Here is a 21,296-nt window from a genome sequence, read left to right as displayed (position 1 = left end):
CAACAATGCAGCCCGAGATAAATTGAGTTTCAACGAGGAAAAATAGACCGAATATCGCTGAGTTTGTGAGCTGTCATTGTGGTGTCATTTGCTGAAACTAGCATAACAAATTCCATAAATTCAGTTATTAAAAACACAATGAAAAAAGCAGCAATAAATAAACTGACCCGCCATAAAAGCACTTTAACTTTAGTCCTCTGTAGTTTACTAGGTTTGACCGCATGTTCTGATGATGATCAAGATTCAACAACACAGAAGACCTTAACCCAAAATATAACATTGGCATTTGGTGATGAAGCCTGTGTAATGGGGGGAACACGTATGCAGAGCGGTTTAGATCGCAATGGCAATGGCAAACTTGAAGCCAGTGAAATCACTAAAACCGAAAACAGTTGTAAGCCCAATTTGTTTGCACAAGGTGTAGCATTGCAATTTAACGTACTGGGACGTTACTCTGCGAATGGTACGACCATTGATAGCTCGTTTGATATTCGTCAGGGTGGTTTTGGTTCTGATGTTGCTGCACATCCAAGTAATAAAAAGCAATTCTATGCATTGACCGATCGGGGGCCAAATGCAGACTTTACTGATAAATTATATGGTGCTGGTAAGGTTTTCGCCATTCCAGACTATGTGCCGAAAATTGGTTTATTTGAAGTTCAAGACAATGGTACTGTGAAATTAATTAAAACCATCAATTTAAAAGATATTAATGGAAAAAACATCACGGGATTACCCAACACTTCTGCGTTAGGCGGCACTGGGGAAACACCATATGATGTCAATGGGAAAGTGATTACTGTAGATCCAACCAAGCCTTACGATGTGGTGAATAATCCAATTCGATTGGATGATTATGGCTTGGATAGCGAAGGGCTCACTGCACTTAACGATGGTACTTTCTGGGTCAGCGATGAATATGGACCGCATATTGTGCATTATGATGCCAATGGTAAAGAAATAGGGCGTATCAACCCATTTAAGGCTGATAAACGCAACAATTGGACTTTGCCGAATGAGTTTAGCTATCGCCGTGCCAATCGAGGGATGGAGGGCTTAACCATTAGCCCAGACCAAAAAACTTTGGTTGGGATTATGCAATCGACCATGAGTTTACCGAATAAAAATGTCAATAAATCAACGTTGACGCGTATTGTGACGATTAATCTTGAAACAGGCAAAGTCGCACAATATTTATATCAGCAAGAGATAGCTGAAAATTCAAACTCTGCCATTATTGCCCTCAGTGCAACACAATTTCTGGTTTTAGAACGAGATGGATTGTTTTATAAAGATACGCCCAATGTGATGAAAAATGTCTATCGTATTGATTTAAGCAAAGCCACCAATTTAGAAGATATTCAAACACAAAATGATGTCAAACAAGATGAAAAGCTTGGTTTAACCATTGCGGGCAAGACCTTAGAAGAATACCAATTGGATAAAGGCTGGGACGGTTTAAAAGCATTTAATATTGTTCCAGCACCTAAAACATTGGTACTGGATATGGGGAAAGCGGTTAAATATCCACATGATAAAATGGAAGGTCTATGGTTGATCAATAGTACGACCCTTGGGATTTTAAATGATGACGATATGGGGCTTTGGAATAATGCCAAAGGCATGGAGCCAAAGTATCTGGATGCGGCACGTACACGTATTGATATCAATACCTTATACATCATGGATAAATTGAATTTAAAAGGCCAATAATTGCATAACAACAGCCGCCCAAGAGGCGGCTTTTTCTATAACCATCATTTAAAAATAATAGGTTCCTCAATGAAAAAAATAGCCATTCTCACCGTTCTAACAAGTTTAATTACTACAACTGCTTGGGCTGTACCGCAAGTGACATCGCGTGAATATAAATTGTTGTTACAGCCAGACAAATTTAGCTATGCCAATGAGTCCGCTAACGTAAATAGCTATATGCAACAAGCCAAAACGGTTATTGCACAACAAATTAACCGTACAGTTTCAGGAACGATGTTCTTAGACAAGCAACGCCAAATACGTTTTTATGATTCACCCAGCAGTTGCCTACTCAATAATATGGGCTATAGCTTTCGAGAACGGATTGAAAACGGAGCATCTGAAGTAACGCTTAAATTTAGAAGCTATGATCATTATCTGTCTGATTTTGCCGATTTGAGTAGCTCAACTGCGGGAGCCAAAACCAAGCTTGAAGATGATATCACGCAAACAGCAACACAAGGATTTTTGGTGGGTTCTAGTAAATCCACCACAGTGGCAAATACACGGATAATCAATAAGTTTTTAGACATCCATACGCATTTTCCAAAATTTAAAGAAACCTTTGCCATCAGTGATAATCAGCCGTTATCACCTGTAGGTGGACTCACTCTTTATGAACGAAGTTATCGTGGGGTCAGCATTGATTTAGGCGAGTTTGATGCAGAGGTAGATATGAGTTTATGGTATACCCAAGCACCTTATGCAGGATTAAAACCTGCTGTAGTTGAAGTCTCGTTTAAGTACCAAGACCCAAATGCAAATTACACCAATAAGGTTGTACAACGTGCTGCTATTAGTTTTTCTGCTTTGAAATCATTGTCAAACTACAATGCACCAAGTTCAACTCAAACCAAGACGCAATTTGTATATCAGTATCAGCCGGATTTTTGTTCGTGATCATGTGTGAGATCGCGATTTGATTACATGCATTGGTGTGGAAAAATGTTTTCTTGATGCTTTTAAAATATCTCAATCAATTGGACAAATCTGAACAAAAATAGATAAATTCAGCGTATAATTGACGGTATTTATTTATTCGCATTTTGCGAATTTCTATTCATTATAGAGGAGTCCTACGTGGCCCAATATATTTACACGATGAACCGTGTGTCGAAGATGGTTCCGCCTAAGCGCGAAATCCTAAAAGACATCTCTTTATCATTTTTCCCAGGTGCAAAAATTGGTGTACTTGGTTTAAACGGTGCAGGTAAATCTACCCTACTCCGTATTATGGCTGGCGTAGATAAAGATTTCTCAGGTGAAGCTCGTGCGCAACCAGGTATTAAAATCGGTTATCTAGAGCAAGAACCACCATTAGATCCAAATAAAGATGTGCGTGGAAACGTTGAAGATGGTTTACGTGAACCATTAGATGCATTGGCACGTTTAGATGAAGTTTTTGCTGAATATGCAGCTGAAGATGCTGACTTTGATGCACTTGCAAAAGAGCAAGAGAAATTAGAAGCAATTATCCATGCTTGGGATGCACACAACCTTAGCAACCAAATGGATCAAGCTGCAGCAGCATTGAATCTTCCAGCATGGGATTCTGACGTAAGCTTACTTTCAGGTGGTGAACGTCGTCGTGTAGCATTGTGTCGTTTGTTATTGTCTAAACCAGACATGTTATTGCTGGACGAACCGACTAACCATTTGGATGCAGAATCTGTATCTTGGTTAGAACGTTTCTTAAAAGACTTTGCTGGTACAATCGTTGCGATTACCCATGACCGTTATTTCTTGGATAACGTTGCAGAGTGGATTCTTGAGCTTGACCGTGGACATGGTATTCCTTACCAAGGTAACTATTCTTCTTGGTTGGAACAAAAGAATGCACGTTTAGAGCAGGAAAATAAACAAGAAGAATCTTTTGCTAAAGCATTGAAAAAAGAATTGGAATGGGTTCGTTCAAATGCTAAAGGTCAGCAAAAGAAAAACAAAGCACGTATGGAGCGCTTTGAGGAGCTTAACTCACGTGAGTTCCAACAACGTAATGAAACCTCTGAAATCTATATTCCACCTGGTCCACGCCTAGGGAATAAGGTTGTAGAAGTTGAAGGCATCAGCAAATCGTTTGATGGCCGTCTACTTTATGAAAACTTATCGTTCACAGTACCACCAACTGCGATTGTTGGTATCGTTGGTCCAAACGGTGCGGGTAAAACCACTTTATTCCGTATGATGACAGGCGAACAGCAACCAGATACTGGTACAGTTGTATTGGGTGAGTCTGTAAAAGTTGCTTATGTTGGTCAGATTCGTGACACTTTAGATAACAATAAAACAGTTTGGGAAGAAGTTTCTGGCGGTTTAGATATCTTAAGAATTGGCGAATACGAGATCGCATCTCGTGCCTATATCGGTCGCTTTAACTTTAAAGGTCAAGATCAGCAAAAACGTGTTGGTGAATTGTCAGGTGGTGAACGTAACCGTTTACAACTTGCGAAGATCCTTCAGATGGGCGCCAACGTAATCTTACTGGATGAGCCATCAAACGACTTGGATATTGAAACTTTACGTGCGCTAGAGGATGCAATTCTTGTATTCCCTGGTACTGTCATGGTGGTATCGCATGACCGTTGGTTCCTTGACCGTATTGCTACACATATCTTGTCATTTGAAAATGAACAGCCAGAATTCTACGAAGGTAACTATGCTGAATATGAAGCATATCGTTTAGCGCGTTTGGGTGATGCTGCTGTGCAAAAACGTACCAAATACAAAAAAATTGGTGGTTAATCACTAATTTTGTAGATAAAAAACCAGCTTTCGAGCTGGTTTTTTATTGTAAATAAAGCCGATAAAGTTGGTGTTGTGCTTCGAGATGACCTTGATTGGCGGCAAGCAACAACCATTTGTATGCATTCTTTTTATCTGGCGATAGGCCGAGCTGGCCTTGTAGGTAAATCATGCCCAATTTATATTGTGCTGTGCTATATCCTTTAAGTGCTGAATGTAAAAAATACCAAATCGCGTTGCGTTGGTATTTTTGGATTTTTTCATTTAACAGCTGATCTAAATCAAGAGGGTCACGCTGGTTAAGCGCCAGATGTTCATAACTGGTTGCACGGTGGTAAGTATGCATTGATTCAGACATTTTAAATGCATGATAGGAACTGGAATAATGATATTTATGGCTGACAATTTGGTTGAGCTTCCGTATTATTTTTATTAAATCCATATTGATTCACGCTTATTTTTATGAAATTACCCTTACAAGATTAAAGCAAATAACCAGAATAAGTAATCCCAATAACCATGATTTTTTTTCATATAAAAGTATTGCTAAACTGATTCGAGATCAATCATTTGATCTCTTTCATAAATCAAAAAGTGATTATGTTGAGTGAATCATATGGGTATTTAAAGTTCCTTCTCCCTCTGGGAGAAGGCTAGGATGAGGGCGATTTTATGTTGATTGATCAGTTTTATCTTGGTGTTTTAATTCTCGGTATTTTAATTTTTGCTATTTGAATCAGACTAAATCAATTGCATATATAAAAGAATGCCAAAATAACATTCTTCTATATATGTGCGCTCACAATTAATTAAAGACGCATCTCAATCCCTTGTTCAGCAAGGTATTGTTTCGCTTCAGGAATAGAGTATTGACCAAAATGGAATATCGAGGCTGCCAATACAGCATCGGCACCACCTTTTAAAATACCATCTGCTAAATGTTGTAAATTACCCACACCGCCTGATGCAATGGTCGGAATGGTGACACGATCATTGATTTGACGCATTAGACCAATGTCATAACCCGCTTTCGTCCCATCTGCATCCATAGAGGTAACCAATAATTCACCTGCACCGAATTCTGCCATTTTGACCGCCCATTCAATTGCATCTATGCCTGTTGGTTTACGGCCGCCATGGGTGAAAATTTCCCATTTATTTTCACCCGTTCTTTTCGCATCGATTGCTACAACAATACATTGTGCACCAAAGCGCTGAGATGCTTCTTGAACGAACTCAGGATTAAATACTGCAGCAGAGTTGATGCTGACTTTATCTGCGCCTGCATTTAATAACAAACGAATATCTTCAACTTTACGAACACCACCACCGACTGTAAGTGGAACAAACACACTTTCAGCCATACGTTCAACCGTACGGTAAGTGGTATCTCGGCCATTTGATGTTGCGGTAATGTCTAAAAAGGTGATTTCATCTGCACCTTGCTCATTATAACGACGGGCAACTTCTACAGGATCTCCTGCATCACGGATATCCAGAAACTGGACACCTTTCACCACACGACCATTATCTACGTCCAGGCAAGGAATAATACGTTTAGCGAGCATAATTTTTTCCAAAAATAACAGGCGATTATGAAAGTTCGTGACTTAGGTGCTACACCTCGATAGTCGAAGCGGTTATTCTATCAAACTTATGTAAGTTTTTTCGCAGGTTTTCTATGTCGGTTTATACCACTTTGAGTTTAAAAGAAGTTCAGCACTTTGCAGCACCTTATGGATTAGAGGTGGTTGAACTTAAACCAATTCAAGGCGGTGTGCAAAATACCAACTATTTTATCATTTGTGCTGATGGAACACAGTTTGTATTAACATTATTTGAAAATATGGATGCACAAGCAGCAGGGGAGTTAATTCCTGTCTTAGAACACTTGGGGCAACAAGGTTTGGCAGTTCCTGTTCCGTTAAAACATAGCGGTCAGTCGATTCATAGCTTAAAAGATAAGCCTGCACAAATTGCGCCACGGATGTCAGGTAAACATCCCATGCCTTCTACAATCGCTCAAGTTGAGCAAATTGCTGTAGCACAGGCCAAAATGCATGTAGCGTTACAAGACTTCCCATTACAGCGTCAAGTAGCGCGTGATCATGCCTATTGGTATAACGTTGCTCAACAAATTAAACCAACGTTGGATGTGGCGGATAGTGCTTTGCTGAATAACCTTTTAGGTTTATATGAAGCACTGACCATGATGTATCCAAATCGACCGAAAGGTTTTATTCATTCGGATTTGTTCCGTGACAATACTTTGTTTGAAGGCGATGAGTTAAAAGGCATTCTTGATTTTTATGAAATGAATCAAGATGAATTACTTTTTGATATTGCGATTACCTTAAATGACTTTTGCACAGAATATCCAAGTGTTGCCTTGAATGAAGCCAAAGCAACGGCTTTCTTAAATGCATATACTTCGATTCGTCCTTTGACTGAAGATGAAAGAGCTTGTTTAGAGTTATATTTGGCGATGGCTGCAGGTCGCTTTTGGATGATGCGTTTACAAATCGCTCAGATGAATGCCGCTGAAGCACGCACAGGTGATGATATTTTGCAGAAAAATCCGCAAGAAATGCGTAATATGTTGATTGAAAGATTAAAGTTCGTGACTGCTTAATAGTTTTTTGTGGGAAATAAAATGCGTGATCAAGGTCGTTTAGTTGAATGGTTCGATGATAAAGGCTATGGCTTTATTCAACCAAATGATGGTGTAAAAGATCGCGTATTTTTACACATCAAAGATTTTGCACAAAAAGGGCCACGCCCAATCGTGGGCTGTGCCCTTGAATATGTGGTGCAACTAGATGGTCAAGGGCGTTATAAAGCAAAACAAGTCACGTATTTAAAAGCCACACAAATGGCGAAAGTGACAAGCCAGCAAGCGGCTAAAGCCAAGCAGTTGCATGCAGCAAAGCAGGCTAAATTACAGCCGATGCAAATTCTGTGCGCTGTTTATATTATTGCTTTGGCAATCTTGACCATAAGCGGTTTGCTCAATGGCATGTTTATTCTTTTTGTCAGTATTATCAATGTGATGACCTATTGGTTTTATGCACAAGATAAAGAAGCCGCGCAGAGCAATCAGCGTCGTGTTCCTGAAAATACCCTGCATATTTTAGCTTTTTTAGGTGGTTGGCCTGCAGCTTGGTTAGCACAGCAACGCTTACGACATAAAACACAAAAACAACCCTTTAAAAAGATTTATTTGTGTACCATATTCTTTAATATTTTATTGATTTTATGGTTAATTTCGCCTTTGAATATGTTTAAGATTTAAACGGGCGTTAGCAAATTTAAAAGGGCTTACAATGAATAATTATGTTGATCCAAATAATAGTAAATCTCTGACTTTAATTTTATATATCCTCTACATTGTTGCAATTTTTTCTGCGGGAATTCTTGCAATCATTGCATTGATTATCAATTATGTAAAATTGAATTCAGTCCGTGGTACGATTTTCGAAAGTCATTTTAGATGGCAAATTCGCACTTTTTGGTGGTATTTAGTCTGGACGGTAGTTGCATTTATTCCGTTTATTTTTCTATTTTTCACCATGGATAATGTCAATGCCTTTGCCGGTGTTGCCGTGGGTGCTACGATTTTTTGTGCTGCCACTTTATTTATTTCTTGGATATGGATTGTCTATCGCGCCATTCGAGGCATTATTGCGCTGAATGATGATCAAGCCTTACCAATATAACTGAATTAATAATGCTTGATGGATCTTGTTGCCGAGCAATACAGCTTGATCAAAGCGTAATTTTAGTGAAAACAGCGTTCTGATTAAGAACGCTGTTTTTCTATCTCAACTGAATTTTCTTTAAGCTGTCGTGTGTATAAAAATTTGGGTCTCCATTCACTGATGATCACCCCCAATACCACAAGTAAACCGCCAAAAAGAGCCAGCAATGGCAAGCGCTCACCTGCAATTCTGCCAAATAAAGCCGCCCAAACTGGTTCGCCAGCATAAATCACGGCCGCTTGAGAAGGATCGACAGAGCGTTGTGCCCAATTCATCGTCAATTGTAATAAAGCACTGGTTAAGCCCAGTCCAACTGCAAGCATCACCAATTGCCATGAAAAGGGTGGAATATGCAGCTCACCCACAAAAGGCATACTGGCAAATGAAATCAATGAAGCAAAGGCAAGCTGAATCACCGTTACACGCTGAATATTGACCCTCCCTGCAAAGTGCCCGATGAGAATAATCTCCATAGCAATTGCAAACGAACCAACCAATGTAACGATTTGCCCCGTATTTAAATCAATGTGATGAAAACCATTTCCTGTCAAAAAAATTAAACCGATAAACGCCAGTAAAACACCGAGCCAAGTCATGATATGTGGTCTTTTGCGAAAAATCACCCAGATAAGAATCGGTACAAGGGGGACATATAATGCTGTTAAAAAGGCAGACTCACTGCTGCTGATGGTTTGCATACCGACAGTTTGCGAGCCATACCCTGCGGCAATCATACCGCCAATCAGTGCACCAGCGATGAGTTCTTTTAAATTGATACCTTTTAGATATTTATAAGACAGTAATCCAACAGCAATAGTCGCTGCAGCAAAACGACAACCGACAAAAAACATAGGGGAACTATAGTTTAGGGCATAATGTACAATGACAAATGTACCACCCCAAATCATGGTCATCAGAATCAGTGCAATTTGAGGCGTTCTGGACTTTAAAAATAAAGCGAGGGGAGAGGAAGACATAAAATAAAGTAATGTAGAAGAGCAGGGCTATTTTACGCGAAAGCACAGTATTGTGCAGATGTTAAGCTGAGTAATCGGGTATTTAAATCACTCAATTGTCATGCAGTCGTGCTAGCATATTGAATCAAAATTTTGATAAAGAGAAATAAATCATGGTGATCGAACAGGCTTTATTTCATATTGTTGATTGTCAACAAATGGCTTTTGAAAAGAAATTTTATGAATTATCAGACACCTTCCGGAATGCCCAAGGTTGTGAAAAATTTAAATTGATTCGTGGTATAGAAGACAATCAAAAATATATTCTACAAATTCACTGGATTGATCTTAAAACCCATACAGATGTTTTTATGAAAACAGATGAATTTAAACAGTGGTTTACGGCAATGAAGCCCTTTTTAGCAAGTAAAATTGAAATGCAACATTTTGAAAATACATTGGTTTAAATCTGGATGTAGTGATTTAAATACCTTGTTTAACGCATAAAAAAGAGAACATCTCGGTTCTCTTTTTTAATCCAATCTAGGCTGGGAACTTAAAAGCCTTGTTCATCCAATAACAGCTGCGCTTCACGTAGGTTTAATGTGCCTTCATAAATTGCACGACCTGTGATCGCACCTAAAATACCCGGTTTACCTTTTAAATTACGAACATCATCCAGATTGGTTACACCGCCTGAGGCGATCACTGGAAGACCTGAGTATTGCGCAAGGTTTACTGTCTGTTCAACATTGACACCCTGCATCATACCGTCACGTGCGATATCGGTATAAACAATACTCGATACACCAGCATCTGCAAAACGTTTTGCAAGATCAGTGGCTTTTACATCAGTGACATTTGCCCAGCCATCAGTTGCAACCATACCATTGATCGCATCAATACCGACAATAATGTGTCCCGCAAACTTCTTACAGGCTTCTTCAACAAATTCAGGATTTTGAACTGCTTTGGTGCCGATGATGACAAAAGAAACGCCTGCATCTAAATAATGTTCGATTGTTTCCAAAGAGCGAATACCACCGCCAATTTGGATTGGCAGTTCAGGCTGTGCTTTTGCAATTGCTTCAACGACAGGTTTATGAATTGGTGTTCCAGCAAAAGCCCCATTCAAATCAACCAAATGCAAACGACGAGCGCCTTCATTTACCCAATGCTGTGCTGTTGCAACAGGATCATCAGAAAATACGGTATCGTCTTCCATACGACCTTGTTTTAAACGAACACATTTACCATCTTTCAGGTCAATTGCCGGGATGATCAGCATGCTTTCGCTCCTTGCTTAATCTCAATGAAGAATTTATTGATCTTCATCTTAGCAAAAACTTGATCAATTTCTAAGTGTCAGTTTAGGCTTTTATTGGCGCGAATGCTCAATTTAAGCTGAGTATGTGCAATCGTGTCAGGTATTAAGTCTAAATCCAGTAAGGCTTCGAAAATTAAGAGTGCAGCATAGGCATCGGCTGCTGCATATTCAATTTGTGGCGTTGTGAGGATTTTACGTGCCCAATTTGAGGTGCTAATTGATTTACTTTTAGGGAAATTGACTTGAAATAGCAATGCCATGGCATTTTTAATCCCTAAAGGATTATTGAAGCCAAAACTCGAAAAGCATTTTGAAAGTTCGATGACACTGTTGAGTTGCATGCCTTTTTTACGAAATAAATGTGCATCATTTTTTAAGCCAAAACCGACTTTAATCTGATCAGGATTTTCAAAAAAGGGCGCTAGAAAAGCCAAAATATCTGCTGAAACTTGAAATAAATAGGCTTTTTCAAATGTCGCCAGTTGAATAAGATGTGGGCCAGTTTGTATTTCACCTTTATTAAAGGTAGGTTTGGACTCGGTATCGAAACCAAAAATGTGCGCCGTTTTTAATTCTGCTTCAATTGCTTGGCATTGTTGTAAGCTATTGACCACAACAATGTTACTCAAAGGCAAATTTTGAAAACGGGGAAAGCTCTGAATTTGTTCTTTACTAGGAAGTTGCTGAGTTTGAATATTCACAAATTTAAGCTCACAAATTTTAGTCGACCAGTTTAAGCATTAAAAATATTAACCATATTGTGTTATAACAAACTTTGAATAAAAGATGATAGTTTTGTGGGTCAAAAACACAGGAATAAATTGTATGGTTGAAAAAGATGATGATCTTTTTATAGAAGGCGCCAAGCGTTTAAAGCAATTAATTCAGGATAAAAATATAAAAGCCAGTGATATTGTTAACGTACTCGAAACTTCAAAAGGAACCATGACCAAATGGTTGCAAAACTCAACACCGTCGAGTGCGCAAAGCTTAATTGAATTGGCGCGTTTAGTTGGGATGACTGAACGCTGGAATATGGAATCTAAACAGCAAGATAAAGCAGATCTGGTGACCAAAGCATATGCTGAGTCTGAATTGGATTTAAGCCATGTGACCATGGAACAATTGATTAACGAAATTAAAGACCGTTATGCAGCTTTAAATTTAAAGGCAGATATTAAAATTAGTGTTGAGCCATTAGAAGGTGGTTTTGTCACCAAAGAGTAAAATAACCACCTTATAAAAATAGGGTGGTTATTTCGGCTGATTTATTCAGATTGATTGATTTGTTGTTGATATTGCTGAAATTGTTGCGCTTGGTCAAGGTAACTTTGATATGCTGGGATTGCTGTAACTGCAAGGATTAGAATACTGATTGGCAAGATCACAATATAAATCCAAGCCAATACTTTTTCCCAACCACGAGTAATTCGAGGTGCGCCATAGTTATTTGTCCCAGCATCTCCTTTTGCACAGCTTAAATAAACAAAAAAGAATAAATTCACCAAAGGTAAAAGCATAAGAAGAGATAACCAGCCACTTTGGTTTTTGTCATGTAAGCGACGGATTGTAAAAATAAAACTGAAGTAGATCACTGCGATATAAATAATAATCGCAACTGCGCCGAGTATAAAGATGAGCGTATTTGAAGGTGAGTTACTTAAAGCTGGGATGAATAGTGCAGCGATAATACCCAGTACAAACATAGATAGACCCAACAGCATATTCCAGCCCAAATAGGATAATCGACCAAAACGGCCACTGGCACTTAAAGCTGAATCATGGGTTTGAAAATTAGAAGACATTGTTATGTTCCTAGAATGAATTAAGGTTTTTAAATCAATTTTTAAAATCAATTGTTGGATTTTTATTCAATTTGGTTGAATCATAATAAACAGACGATAAAAAATAAAGTCAAAATAGAATAAAAAAATCAAGCCAATCGCAATTGGCTTGATTTTTAGAGATATAAATCGGAATGAGATTGACCTGAATAAATCAGATTTTCCATTCCACAAAGTTTTTCAGTAACTGTAAACCTGCTGTATGGCTCTTTTCAGGATGGAACTGTGTCGCAAATAAATTTTCTTTATGAATAGCCGTACAGAACTGCAAACCATAATCACATGTTGCAGCAACAAGAGAAGAGTCTTTGGGTTCGACATAATAGCTATGTACAAAGTAAAAACGACTATCTTGATCAATATCTTTCCACATTGGATGATTTGGATCTGCCTGATGGACTTGGTTCCAGCCCATATGAGGGACTTTTAAGCCGTCCATATCTGGAAAATGTTTTACCACACCTTCAAAAATACCCAGCGCTTGAGTGCCTGCATTTTCTTCTGACGATTCAAGCAAAGCTTGCATGCCAACACAAATGGCAAGTACCGGTTTATTAAACGCAGCATGGCGTACAACCTCATCAATACCTGCTTCATGCATCCCCTGCATACAATCACGCATTGCACCTACACCCGGAAATACGATTTTATCTGCCTGAGCGATTAATTTTGGATCATTTGTGACATCTACAGTTGCGCCAACATGTTCGAGTGCTTTGGCTGCTGAATGAAGATTTCCCATGCCATAGTCAAGAAGGGCAATACGGGTCATTACAAGGTTCCTTTCGTCGATGCAACAGTATTTTCTGCACGCGGATCAACTTCACAGGCCATACGAAGCGCACGTGCAAATGCTTTAAAAACACTTTCAATTTGGTGATGGCTATTTTTGCCTTTTAAATTGTCAATGTGCAAAGTCATTAAAGCGTGATTTACAAAGCCTTGGAAAAACTCGGAAAATAAATCCACATCAAAACTGCCGATACGGGCACGTGTAAATGGGATATCCATCCATAAACCTGGACGACCTGATAAATCAACCACGACACGGCTTAAAGCTTCATCAAGTGGTGCATAGAAATGACCATAACGTTTTAAGCCTTTTTTATCACCGAGTGCTTGCGCAAATGCTTGGCCTAGTGTGATTCCACAGTCTTCTACAGTATGGTGATCATCGATTTCTAAGTCGCCATCACAATGAATATCGATGTCAAATAAACCATGACGCTTGATTTGATCAACCATATGGTCTAAAAAGGGAACACCTGTATTGAGCGTGCCTTGACCAGTACCATCAAGATTCACACGAACTCGAATTTTAGTTTCGTTGGTGTTTCTTACCACTTCACTGATACGTTGCGCCATAGACACGTTCCTCAAAAAACGTCAAAAATTAAAAGTTTGATGTAAAGATATTTCGCTGTGACGAAAGTGACAGCATATTAGATTGCTCAGGAGGGTTAATCAATGCCTATTACCGTACATGCTAAAACTTCACTAGAAAATGAAGAAGTTCGCGATCAGCTTGAGCGATTATATGACACCAGTCCCGAGTTTGGGGATGGTCATGATGCCATAGAACAACTTGAGCAAAACTTGGCTCATTATACCTTACTTTATGTCGCAGAATTTAATACAAAGATTATTGGTGCGTTATGGTGTACAGGACAAGGTGAAAGTCGGACTTTGGAAAATATTGTGGTACATCCTGCTAACCGCGGGCGTGGCGTTGCTGAGCGTTTGGTCGAAGAAGTTTGTCGTATCGAGGAAGAAAAGGGCATTAAAAACTTTGAGCCGGGCTGTGGAGCAATCCATCGTTGTTTAGCTCACTTAGGTAAAATCTAAGATCATCTTGGATCTTTGACCAATTTAAGCAACCTGATCAGGTTGCTTTTTTATTTGGCTATTTTTCCATAATTATAAAGTTAAGCTGATCTCAGTAGCATATAGCAGTCATGACCAAAACACTTTGGGAAAAAATTAAATCGAGTTTGCAAAACTTAAAGCAAGGAGGAGTACTTTCGCTCAGCAAATTGAGCGTGCCAAAATTTGCGTTCCAAAGCTGAAAAATGTATAAAAAACAGCCTTATTTAGAATAAATAGGCGGTTTTTGTTGTAAAAATAAACTATTGAATGATTTTAGTGATTTCAATGCTTGACGACTAAACCATTAAATTGTTTAATACGCCCCATCGGCGTGATAGCTCAGTAGGTAGAGCAACGGATTGAAAATCCGTGTGTCCCCAGTTCGATCCTGGGTCTCGCCACCATATTTAAAATCTTTGAGATTTCAATCCCTGATCCCATCAGGGATTTTTTTTGGGTAAAAAATATTCGGTTGAATAAAAAAGTCATGATTTTTATTGACTATTGAACTGAGATACGGCTTAATACACCGCATCGGCGTGATAGCTCAGTAGGTAGAGCAACGGATTGAAAATCCGTGTGTCCCCAGTTCGATCCTGGGTCTCGCCACCATATTTGAAAAACCTCAAACATTGTTTGGGGTTTTTTATTGCCTGTTTTTTATCTTCAATTCAGAAATTGATGTTCATCATTAAAACAGCATGTCATTTTGAATGCGTAAATTGAACTCATTGTCTTACAAAATATCTTGCCATGGACTATAAATATCGTAAGATAAACCTTTGGTAAGTGAAATAGATTGTTATAAGAACAATGAAAGATTTATTTTCATCAGGCAGCCAGCTTTATCAGCAAGCTCGACCGAGTTATCCGCAAGAAGTGGTTCAGGAAATTTTAAATCATGTTCCAGAGCGCGGTTTTGCTTGGGATTGTGGTGCGGGTTCAGGTCAATTTACTCAATTGCTCAGCCCTTATTTCGATCATGTTGTTGCAACAGATATGAGCGAAAAACAATTAAACCTTGCGCCTTATTTTGACAATGTTAGCTATCAAGTTCAGTCTGCTGAACAGACTTCATTTACAGCACAGAGTTTTGATTTGATTTCAGTGGCTCAGGCTATTCATTGGTTTGATTTTGATGGTTTTTATAAAGAAGTTGAACGCACATTAAAACCACAAGGTATTCTTGCTGTGATCGGTTACGGCTTAATTCATGTCGAAAATGCAGCCATCAATACCATGATTCAAAACTTATATGCTGAAAAACTAGATGGTTATTGGGATGCGGAGCGCCGTTATATCGATGAAGAATATAAAACCATTCCCTTTCCTTTTGATGAAATAAACGTTGCTGAGTTTAAGATGCAGTATCAGTGGTCCTCTGCACAACTGTTAAAGTATTTATCTACTTGGTCTGCAATTAAACACTATTGCGAAAGAAATCAGGATCATCCATTACTTGATCTAGCTGAAGCATTAACCAGCGAGCTTGCAGATTTGACCATCACATTCCCAGTTTTTTTAAGAGTGGGTAAAATTAAAAAATCAAAGAAAAAATGCTTTATGCACAAATAAAATAAGGATCGCATTTTATCTTTGATTACAACAGATATAGCCAACAATATACTTACTTATATATTATTTAAAAGTAAGATAAATCATGAAAGCTCCAGTTAAAATATTATCCATTGCTGTATCGCTATCGGCATTCAGTTCTACCGCTTTTGCAACGACAGGCTATTTTATGCATGGCTATGGGGTAAAAGCCCAAGGCAATGCAGGGACTTCAATCGCTCAATTTCAAGATGCATTAACGATTGCCAATAACCCAGCAGGCTTAAGCTGGATTGGTGATCGTATTGATGTCGGTGCAACCGTGTTTTCACCTGATCGTTCAGCTGAGATTACCGCGAATCAAATGCCACAAGCTTACCCCAACGCCAATGGTCGATATGATGGCAATGGACGCAAATACTTTGTACTCCCAGAGCTTGCATTCAACCATCAAATCAATGACCAAGTTGCTTTAGGTTTAGCAATATATGGGAATGGAGGAATGAATACGGGGTATAAAAATAATCCATTTGCAGCATTTGGCAACAGTGGAACAGCAGGAGTGGATTTAACCCAGGTTTTCATTACTCCAGCAGTTGCTTGGAAATATGCAGAAAATCAATCTATCGGCATTGCAACCAATATTCTCTATCAACGTTTTGAAGCACGGGGAATTGCTGGGTTTAGCGGATTTTCAGCCGATGCTTCAAATTTAAGCAATCGTGGTAAGGATTCTGCGACTGGCATTGGTGCACGTATTGGTTGGGCTGGAAAATTCTTTGATCAACGTTTAACCTTAGGCGCAAATTATTCTTCAAAAATTAATGCAGATCGCTTTGATCGATATCGTGGGTTATTTGCTGAACGCGGTGACTTTGATGTTCCTGAAAGTTATGGTGTGGGTGCAGCTGTCAACATCACACCTCAATTAACAGTGGCTGCGGATATACAACGAATTAACTATTCGGATGTGAAATCGGTAGGAAATCCTTTTGATCTTGCACAATTACAACAAGGTCATGCTTTTGGTACATCACAAGGGCCAGGATTTGGCTGGAATGATATCAATATCTATAAACTGGGTGTGTCTTATCAAGCCCATCCAAAACTCACACTAAGAGCTGGTTATAGTCATAATGATCAACCGATTCCAGACAGTGAAGTGTTTTTAAATATTCTTGCTCCTGGGGTAATTCAAGACCACCTCAGCGTGGGTGCAACTTGGAATCTCGATCAACATCAAGAAATCAGTATTGCCTATACACATGCCTTGGAAGATGAAGTAAAAGGCAAAATTTCCCCTGCGTTTGGTGGGGGTGAAGCGAAACTCAAAATGAGTCAGGACATTTTAGGGCTGTCGTATGGCTATAAATTCTAAGTTTTTCTGTCAATCGCCATGACATCAGTTGGATTCGACAGATTTTTAATCTGAAATAAGACGTTTACCCAAACACACGACTTCGATTTCTTCATAGCCGAGTTGCTCATAAAAGCTTTGCACATCAATATTATCCTTACGGATTAACAGTTGCAGTTTGGGGCAACCTAATGCAACTAAACGCTTTTCAAGTTGTTGTATCAATGCCGTTGCAACACCATTACGTTGATCATGAGGATGGACAGCAAGATAATTGACCCAGCCCCGATGCCCATCATAGCCCCCCATAACCGTAGCGATCAATTGATCATCTTTGACCGCCAATAGAAACAATCCGTCTTTTTGTGCGACTTTACGGAAGATATCAATTTCTGGGTTGTTCCAAGGACGGGTTAAATCGCAGACTTCCCACAGTGCGATGACTTCGTCTAAATCGGTTTCCTGAAACTGTCTGATAATAAACATAGAATTTTTATCTCTTGTTTTTTAAAACAATCTTTACAGCAGATTAATATAAAAAACCGCAGTTGATAAGTTTATTTTTTAGACAATGCGTAAATACTTTTTGCTGAGTTTGTTAACTTATAAAAACGTTATAGGCTGAGAATAGTGATTTTTTATTGATTGAAAGTGTGCATAATAATAGAGGCATAATTTAAAACAAAAAAGGAACTTCACGTGAATAAACAGGAATTTGATTATATTATTATCGGTGGTGGAAGCTCAGGCTGTGTGTTGGCTGGGCGTTTATCAGAAAACCCGCAAGTTTCTGTTTGTCTGCTTGAAGCTGGGGGCTCAGGAGAGGGTTGGAAAGTAGAAGTTCCTTGTGCAGCAGTGATTAGCATTCCAACCAAGATCAATAACTGGGCCTTTGAAACTGTACCGCAAAAGGGCTTAAATGGTCGTAAAGGTTATCAGCCTCGTGGAAAATGCTTAGGTGGTTCGTCGGCAATTAATGCCATGGTGTATATCCGTGGACATCGACAAGATTATGATGATTGGGCAGCCTTAGGCAATACTGGTTGGTCATATGATGAGGTCTTGCCTTATTTTATTAAGTCTGAAAATAACCAAAGAATTAAAAATCAATATCATGGCAATGCTGGACCACTTTCAGTTATTGATTTACGCAGTGATAATCCCTTACAGCAAAAATATATCGCAGCTGCCAAAGAGCAGGGTTATCGAATTCTGGATGACTTCAATGGAGAAGAGCAGGAAGGTTTAGGCGTTTATCAAGTGACCCATATCAATGGGGAGCGTTGTAGTTCCGCGCGGGCTTATTTATTTCCACATCGAGATCGTAAAAACTTAACGGTGGAAACCCATGCACAGACTCAGCGAATCTTGATTGAAAATGGCGTGGCTGTTGGGGTGGAATACAAGCAAGGCGGTCAGCTGAAACAAATCTTTGCACGTCGAGAAGTGTTATTGAGTGCGGGAGCGATGCAGTCGCCACAGATTCTGATGCTGTCAGGTGTTGGTGACCAACAAGAACTTGCGCAACATGGCATTGAGGTAAAACAACACTTGCCTGGTGTGGGTAAAAATTTTCACGATCATCCTGATTTTATTTTTGGTTATAAAGTCAGTGAAATTCAAGGCACCTTTGGCTTATCTATTCCAGGTTCAATTGATTTATTTAAACAAATTGGACGTTATCGTAAAGAACGCCGTGGTTTGTTGACTACGAATTTTGCTGAATGTGGCGGCTTTATTAAAAGTTCAAATGAGCAAAGTCTACCGAATTTACAATTACATTTTGTGATTGCACTGGTGGATAACCATGCACGAACCATGCACACAGGGCATGGTATTTCTTGTCATGTCTGCCTTTTAAATCCAGTCAGTCGTGGTTCGATTAAGATAAGTGGGCCAAGTATCGATGATCCTTTATTGATTGATCCGAATTTTTATGGTGAAGAATCTGATTTAGAAGAAATGGTAAAAGGCTTTAAACTCACTCAGAAATTAATGCAATCTGATGCTTTTAAAAGCATGATTAAAGAAGATTTATTTACAGCCACGGTAAAAACAGATGAGGACATTCGCCAAGTTTTAAGAGATCGCTCAGATACCGTTTATCACCCTGTGGGAAGTTGTAAAATGGGGGTAGACGATATGGCTGTGGTTGATCCACGGTTACGCGTTTATGGTATTCAAAACCTGCGTGTGGTCGATGCGTCAATCATGCCAAAAGTGGTGAATGGCAATACCAATGCCCCTGCAATTATGATTGCAGAGAAAGCGGTTGAGATGATTAATCAGGACCAAGCTGGTGTGGCGTTTATTGAAAAGAAAGATAAAGTGCGTGTTGCAATCTGAGTCTTTAGATATTTAAAAAATCAGTGGGTGGGCATTCAAACCCAAATAAGCCCATAAAAAAACGCCCTGAAGGGCGTTTTTACTTTTTACATCAGATTTAAAATCTTATGCAGATTTTTTAGCTTGATCTTCTAAAGAAGCAAGCATATGGCCTGTTTCTTCAAAGTTATAATGCCAAGAAAGTGCTTCGCGAAGAATATGCGGCGTTTGACCGCCTTTTTCACATGCACGATCAAAGTAATCATTCAATGCATCACGATACATTGGGTGAGCACAGTTGTTGATGACTGCACGAGCACGTTCACGAGGCGCTAAACCACGTAAGTCAGCAAGACCTTGTTCAGTCACGAGAATATCAACATCATGCTCAGCATGGTCGATATGTGAAGCAAATGGAACAACAGAAGAGATGTCGCCACCTTTTGCAATTGATTTGGTCACGAAGATTGCTAAATGTGCATTACGTGCGAAATCACCTGAACCACCAATACCATTCATCATCTTGGTACCGCAGACATGGGTCGAGTTGACGTTGCCGTAAATATCGAACTCAAGTGCAGTATTGATCCCGATGATGCCTAAGCGGCGAACCAATTCAGGATGGTTTGAAATCTCTTGTGGACGTAGAACCAGTTTGTCTTTGTATTGTTCTAGGTTGTTAAATACTTTTTCGCCATATTTAGCAGAAAGGGTAATTGATGAACCTGAAGCAAACTTCATTTTACCCGCATCAATCAATTCGAAAGTACAGTCTTGCAGTACTTCTGAATACATCACCAAATCTTCAAAGTTAGAATCTTTAAGACCAGTTAATACCGCATTGGCAATCGAACCGATGCCTGCTTGTAAAGGACCAAGATTCGAAGGTAAACGACCTTCTTCAACTTCTTTTTCAAAGAATGCGATTAAGTGGTTGGCAATACCTTGAGTTTCATCATCTGGTAGTGTCACTGTTGATGGAGAATCATGATATTCGTTGTTAATTACGATACCCACGATTTTTGCAGGATCAATATTGATTGCAGGTGTACCAATACGTTGATCAACATGCGTCAAAGGAATTGCTTGACGTGTTGGACGGTAAGTTGGGATATAAATATCGTGTAAGCTTTCAAAAGCAGGGCTTAAGTTGGTGTTGATTTCAACAATCACTTTTTCAGCAAAAATTGCAAAGCTTGCAGAGTTACCCACAGATGTTGTTGGAATGATGCCACCATCTTCAGTGATCGCAATCGCTTCAATCACCGCAACATCAGGTTTTTTCAACTGGAGGTTACGCATTTGCTCAACAGTTTCAGACAAATGCTGATCGATGAACATCACTTCACCGTTGTTGATAGCTTTACGTAAAGTGTTATCGACTTGGAATGGTAAACGACGCGCAAGTACACCAGCTTCAGTTAATTGTTTGTCTAGGTCATTACCTAAACTTGCACCTGTGATTAAAGTAATCTTCAACGGATTCACTTTGGCTTGTTTTACCAGCGCTAAAGGTACAGCTTTTGCTTCACCTGCACGAGTAAATCCACTCATCCCCACAGTCATCCCATCTTGGATAAAAGTTGCAGCTTGTTCTGCGCTCATGACTTTGTCATGGAGAGATGCTAAACGAATACGATCTAAAGACATGGTTTACGCTCAATTCTTGTTCAAAACTAGACGGATTGTACCGCCCTCAAACTGAATTGTGCATGCCTCTAATGCTAAGGTCTAATTTTTTCAATAAATGCAGGTATAAATTCTGGTGATGGTTTTTAAGTTATTATTTATTAATAAAATAATGATAGCTGT

At 39.2% G+C, this 21,296-nt stretch carries 22 protein-coding genes and 2 tRNA genes; 14 read left to right on the top strand and 10 right to left on the bottom strand.

The features are described from left to right. Positions 1–138: 138 nt before the first annotated feature. The 3 genes from MTO68_RS21730 (at position 139) to ettA (ending at position 4,497) form a co-directional block, all read left to right on the top strand. A complete protein-coding gene (locus MTO68_RS21730; RefSeq protein ID WP_244014321.1) occupies positions 139–1,713 on the top strand; it encodes an esterase-like activity of phytase family protein in 1,575 nt (524 codons plus the stop codon). A gap of 69 nt (positions 1,714–1,782) precedes the next feature. Next, a complete protein-coding gene (locus MTO68_RS21725) occupies positions 1,783–2,655 on the top strand; it encodes a hypothetical protein (protein ID WP_244014319.1) in 873 nt (290 codons plus the stop codon). A gap of 180 nt (positions 2,656–2,835) precedes the next feature. Continuing rightward, positions 2,836–4,497: an energy-dependent translational throttle protein EttA gene (ettA, locus tag MTO68_RS21720; protein WP_004816581.1), complete on the top strand. Its 1,662-nt coding sequence runs from the start codon at positions 2,836–2,838 to the stop codon at positions 4,495–4,497. Between the two features lie 43 nt (positions 4,498–4,540). On the opposite strand, the gene MTO68_RS21715 is transcribed toward ettA, so the two are convergent. Then, positions 4,541–4,855 (bottom strand): sel1 repeat family protein, encoded by a 315-nt coding sequence (locus MTO68_RS21715; protein WP_227504220.1) that lies wholly within the window; start codon positions 4,853–4,855, stop codon positions 4,541–4,543. A 451-nt stretch (positions 4,856–5,306) separates the two neighbouring features. Beyond that, complete coding sequence (gene hisF / locus MTO68_RS21710) at positions 5,307–6,068, bottom strand: imidazole glycerol phosphate synthase subunit HisF (RefSeq protein ID WP_303576666.1); 762 nt, start codon at positions 6,066–6,068, stop codon at positions 5,307–5,309. 110 nt (positions 6,069–6,178) lie between these two features. Here hisF and MTO68_RS21705 point away from each other — a divergent pair, with 110 nt between their 5' ends. The 3 genes from MTO68_RS21705 to MTO68_RS21695 are packed head-to-tail and all read left to right on the top strand — an operon-like array spanning position 6,179 to position 8,213. Next, positions 6,179–7,129: a homoserine kinase gene (locus MTO68_RS21705; RefSeq protein ID WP_244014317.1), complete on the top strand. Its 951-nt coding sequence runs from the start codon at positions 6,179–6,181 to the stop codon at positions 7,127–7,129. 21 nt (positions 7,130–7,150) lie between these two features. After that, complete coding sequence (locus MTO68_RS21700) at positions 7,151–7,789, top strand: DUF1294 domain-containing protein (RefSeq protein WP_004816587.1); 639 nt, start codon at positions 7,151–7,153, stop codon at positions 7,787–7,789. A gap of 31 nt (positions 7,790–7,820) precedes the next feature. Next, on the top strand, positions 7,821–8,213 hold the full coding sequence (locus tag MTO68_RS21695; protein ID WP_096735313.1) for a hypothetical protein: 393 nt from the start codon (positions 7,821–7,823) through the stop codon (positions 8,211–8,213). Positions 8,214–8,296: 83 nt separating this feature from the next. Here MTO68_RS21695 and MTO68_RS21690 read toward each other — a convergent pair whose 3' ends face one another. Then, complete coding sequence (locus MTO68_RS21690; protein ID WP_244014315.1) at positions 8,297–9,232, bottom strand: DMT family transporter; 936 nt, start codon at positions 9,230–9,232, stop codon at positions 8,297–8,299. 152 nt (positions 9,233–9,384) lie between these two features. On the opposite strand from MTO68_RS21690, the gene MTO68_RS21685 reads away from it, so the two are divergent. Beyond that, a complete protein-coding gene (locus MTO68_RS21685; RefSeq protein ID WP_244014314.1) occupies positions 9,385–9,678 on the top strand; it encodes an antibiotic biosynthesis monooxygenase in 294 nt (97 codons plus the stop codon). Positions 9,679–9,767: 89 nt separating this feature from the next. On the opposite strand, the gene hisA is transcribed toward MTO68_RS21685, so the two are convergent. Then, on the bottom strand, positions 9,768–10,499 hold the full coding sequence (gene hisA / locus MTO68_RS21680) for a 1-(5-phosphoribosyl)-5-[(5-phosphoribosylamino)methylideneamino]imidazole-4-carboxamide isomerase (RefSeq protein ID WP_004725338.1): 732 nt from the start codon (positions 10,497–10,499) through the stop codon (positions 9,768–9,770). Between the two features lie 77 nt (positions 10,500–10,576). Next, the gene (locus MTO68_RS21675; RefSeq protein WP_004816590.1) at positions 10,577–11,239 is read right to left on the bottom strand and encodes a 3'-5' exonuclease; all 663 of its coding nucleotides are present in this window, start codon (positions 11,237–11,239) and stop codon (positions 10,577–10,579) included. Positions 11,240–11,363: 124 nt separating this feature from the next. On the opposite strand from MTO68_RS21675, the gene MTO68_RS21670 reads away from it, so the two are divergent. Continuing rightward, the gene (locus MTO68_RS21670) at positions 11,364–11,765 is read left to right on the top strand and encodes a transcriptional regulator (RefSeq protein WP_004725342.1); all 402 of its coding nucleotides are present in this window, start codon (positions 11,364–11,366) and stop codon (positions 11,763–11,765) included. A gap of 41 nt (positions 11,766–11,806) precedes the next feature. Here MTO68_RS21670 and MTO68_RS21665 read toward each other — a convergent pair whose 3' ends face one another. From MTO68_RS21665 to hisB, 3 genes are all read right to left on the bottom strand, one after another. Beyond that, entirely contained in the window at positions 11,807–12,343 is a 537-nt protein-coding gene (locus MTO68_RS21665; RefSeq protein WP_244014312.1) for a DUF805 domain-containing protein, read from the bottom strand. Positions 12,344–12,536: 193 nt separating this feature from the next. Further along, positions 12,537–13,154, bottom strand: coding sequence for an imidazole glycerol phosphate synthase subunit HisH (gene hisH, locus MTO68_RS21660; RefSeq protein ID WP_034612605.1), 618 nt, complete (start codon positions 13,152–13,154; stop codon positions 12,537–12,539). Next, positions 13,154–13,747 (bottom strand): imidazoleglycerol-phosphate dehydratase HisB, encoded by a 594-nt coding sequence (gene hisB / locus MTO68_RS21655; protein ID WP_004725347.1) that lies wholly within the window; start codon positions 13,745–13,747, stop codon positions 13,154–13,156. Before hisB ends, hisH begins: the two co-directional genes overlap by 1 nt. 102 nt (positions 13,748–13,849) lie before the next feature. Between hisB and MTO68_RS21650 the strand changes: the two genes are divergently transcribed. The 5 genes from MTO68_RS21650 to MTO68_RS21630 all read left to right on the top strand — a co-directional run bounded on the left by MTO68_RS21650 (position 13,850) and on the right by MTO68_RS21630 (position 17,180). After that, positions 13,850–14,227 carry a GNAT family N-acetyltransferase gene (locus tag MTO68_RS21650; protein ID WP_004816597.1) on the top strand — a complete coding sequence of 126 codons (378 nt, stop codon included), beginning with the start codon at positions 13,850–13,852 and terminating at the stop codon, positions 14,225–14,227. A 349-nt stretch (positions 14,228–14,576) separates the two neighbouring features. Further along, positions 14,577–14,652 (top strand) — tRNA-Phe (locus tag MTO68_RS21645). Between the two features lie 132 nt (positions 14,653–14,784). Then, positions 14,785–14,860: transfer RNA gene (locus tag MTO68_RS21640), tRNA-Phe, on the top strand. A gap of 201 nt (positions 14,861–15,061) precedes the next feature. After that, positions 15,062–15,823, top strand: coding sequence for a class I SAM-dependent methyltransferase (locus MTO68_RS21635; RefSeq protein ID WP_004816598.1), 762 nt, complete (start codon positions 15,062–15,064; stop codon positions 15,821–15,823). Positions 15,824–15,908: 85 nt separating this feature from the next. Continuing rightward, positions 15,909–17,180, top strand: a complete 1,272-nt coding sequence (locus tag MTO68_RS21630; protein ID WP_244014310.1) for an outer membrane protein transport protein — start codon at positions 15,909–15,911, stop codon at positions 17,178–17,180. 45 nt (positions 17,181–17,225) lie between these two features. Here MTO68_RS21630 and MTO68_RS21625 read toward each other — a convergent pair whose 3' ends face one another. Further along, positions 17,226–17,645: a GNAT family acetyltransferase gene (locus MTO68_RS21625; RefSeq protein WP_034616847.1), complete on the bottom strand. Its 420-nt coding sequence runs from the start codon at positions 17,643–17,645 to the stop codon at positions 17,226–17,228. A 213-nt stretch (positions 17,646–17,858) separates the two neighbouring features. On the opposite strand from MTO68_RS21625, the gene MTO68_RS21620 reads away from it, so the two are divergent. After that, positions 17,859–19,505 carry a GMC family oxidoreductase N-terminal domain-containing protein gene (locus MTO68_RS21620; protein WP_034616844.1) on the top strand — a complete coding sequence of 549 codons (1,647 nt, stop codon included), beginning with the start codon at positions 17,859–17,861 and terminating at the stop codon, positions 19,503–19,505. A 105-nt stretch (positions 19,506–19,610) separates the two neighbouring features. On the opposite strand, the gene MTO68_RS21615 is transcribed toward MTO68_RS21620, so the two are convergent. Continuing rightward, complete coding sequence (locus tag MTO68_RS21615; protein ID WP_244014308.1) at positions 19,611–21,134, bottom strand: acetyl-CoA hydrolase/transferase family protein; 1,524 nt, start codon at positions 21,132–21,134, stop codon at positions 19,611–19,613. Between the last annotated feature and the right edge of the window lie 162 nt (positions 21,135–21,296).

This window comes from Acinetobacter sp. NyZ410 (genome assembly GCF_022828975.1).
GTDB lineage: Bacteria > Pseudomonadota > Gammaproteobacteria > Pseudomonadales > Moraxellaceae > Acinetobacter > Acinetobacter guillouiae.
The sequence above is the reverse complement of the archived record's forward strand: the minus strand, read 5'-3'. Positions and strand labels throughout refer to the sequence as shown.

Excerpts from the sequence above, each read along its gene's own strand:
- MTO68_RS21615 (WP_244014308.1), bottom strand. The coding sequence starts at position 21,134 with ATGTCTTTAGATCGTATTCGTTTAGCATCTCTCCATGACAAAGTCATG.
- MTO68_RS21665 (WP_244014312.1), bottom strand. The coding sequence starts at position 12,343 with ATGTCTTCTAATTTTCAAACCCATGATTCAGCTTTAAGTGCCAGTGGC.
- MTO68_RS21685 (WP_244014314.1), top strand. The coding sequence starts at position 9,385 with ATGGTGATCGAACAGGCTTTATTTCATATTGTTGATTGTCAACAAATG.
- MTO68_RS21715 (WP_227504220.1), bottom strand. The coding sequence starts at position 4,855 with ATGTCTGAATCAATGCATACTTACCACCGTGCAACCAGTTATGAACAT.
- MTO68_RS21725 (WP_244014319.1), top strand. The coding sequence starts at position 1,783 with ATGAAAAAAATAGCCATTCTCACCGTTCTAACAAGTTTAATTACTACA.
- MTO68_RS21630 (WP_244014310.1), top strand. The coding sequence starts at position 15,909 with ATGAAAGCTCCAGTTAAAATATTATCCATTGCTGTATCGCTATCGGCA.
- hisA (WP_004725338.1), bottom strand. The coding sequence starts at position 10,499 with ATGCTGATCATCCCGGCAATTGACCTGAAAGATGGTAAATGTGTTCGT.
- MTO68_RS21690 (WP_244014315.1), bottom strand. The coding sequence starts at position 9,232 with ATGTCTTCCTCTCCCCTCGCTTTATTTTTAAAGTCCAGAACGCCTCAA.
- hisB (WP_004725347.1), bottom strand. The coding sequence starts at position 13,747 with ATGGCGCAACGTATCAGTGAAGTGGTAAGAAACACCAACGAAACTAAA.
- MTO68_RS21695 (WP_096735313.1), top strand. The coding sequence starts at position 7,821 with ATGAATAATTATGTTGATCCAAATAATAGTAAATCTCTGACTTTAATT.
- MTO68_RS21650 (WP_004816597.1), top strand. The coding sequence starts at position 13,850 with ATGCCTATTACCGTACATGCTAAAACTTCACTAGAAAATGAAGAAGTT.
- MTO68_RS21670 (WP_004725342.1), top strand. The coding sequence starts at position 11,364 with ATGGTTGAAAAAGATGATGATCTTTTTATAGAAGGCGCCAAGCGTTTA.
- MTO68_RS21700 (WP_004816587.1), top strand. The coding sequence starts at position 7,151 with ATGCGTGATCAAGGTCGTTTAGTTGAATGGTTCGATGATAAAGGCTAT.
- MTO68_RS21635 (WP_004816598.1), top strand. The coding sequence starts at position 15,062 with ATGAAAGATTTATTTTCATCAGGCAGCCAGCTTTATCAGCAAGCTCGA.
- MTO68_RS21730 (WP_244014321.1), top strand. The coding sequence starts at position 139 with ATGAAAAAAGCAGCAATAAATAAACTGACCCGCCATAAAAGCACTTTA.
- MTO68_RS21625 (WP_034616847.1), bottom strand. The coding sequence starts at position 17,645 with ATGTTTATTATCAGACAGTTTCAGGAAACCGATTTAGACGAAGTCATC.
- hisH (WP_034612605.1), bottom strand. The coding sequence starts at position 13,154 with ATGACCCGTATTGCCCTTCTTGACTATGGCATGGGAAATCTTCATTCA.
- MTO68_RS21705 (WP_244014317.1), top strand. The coding sequence starts at position 6,179 with ATGTCGGTTTATACCACTTTGAGTTTAAAAGAAGTTCAGCACTTTGCA.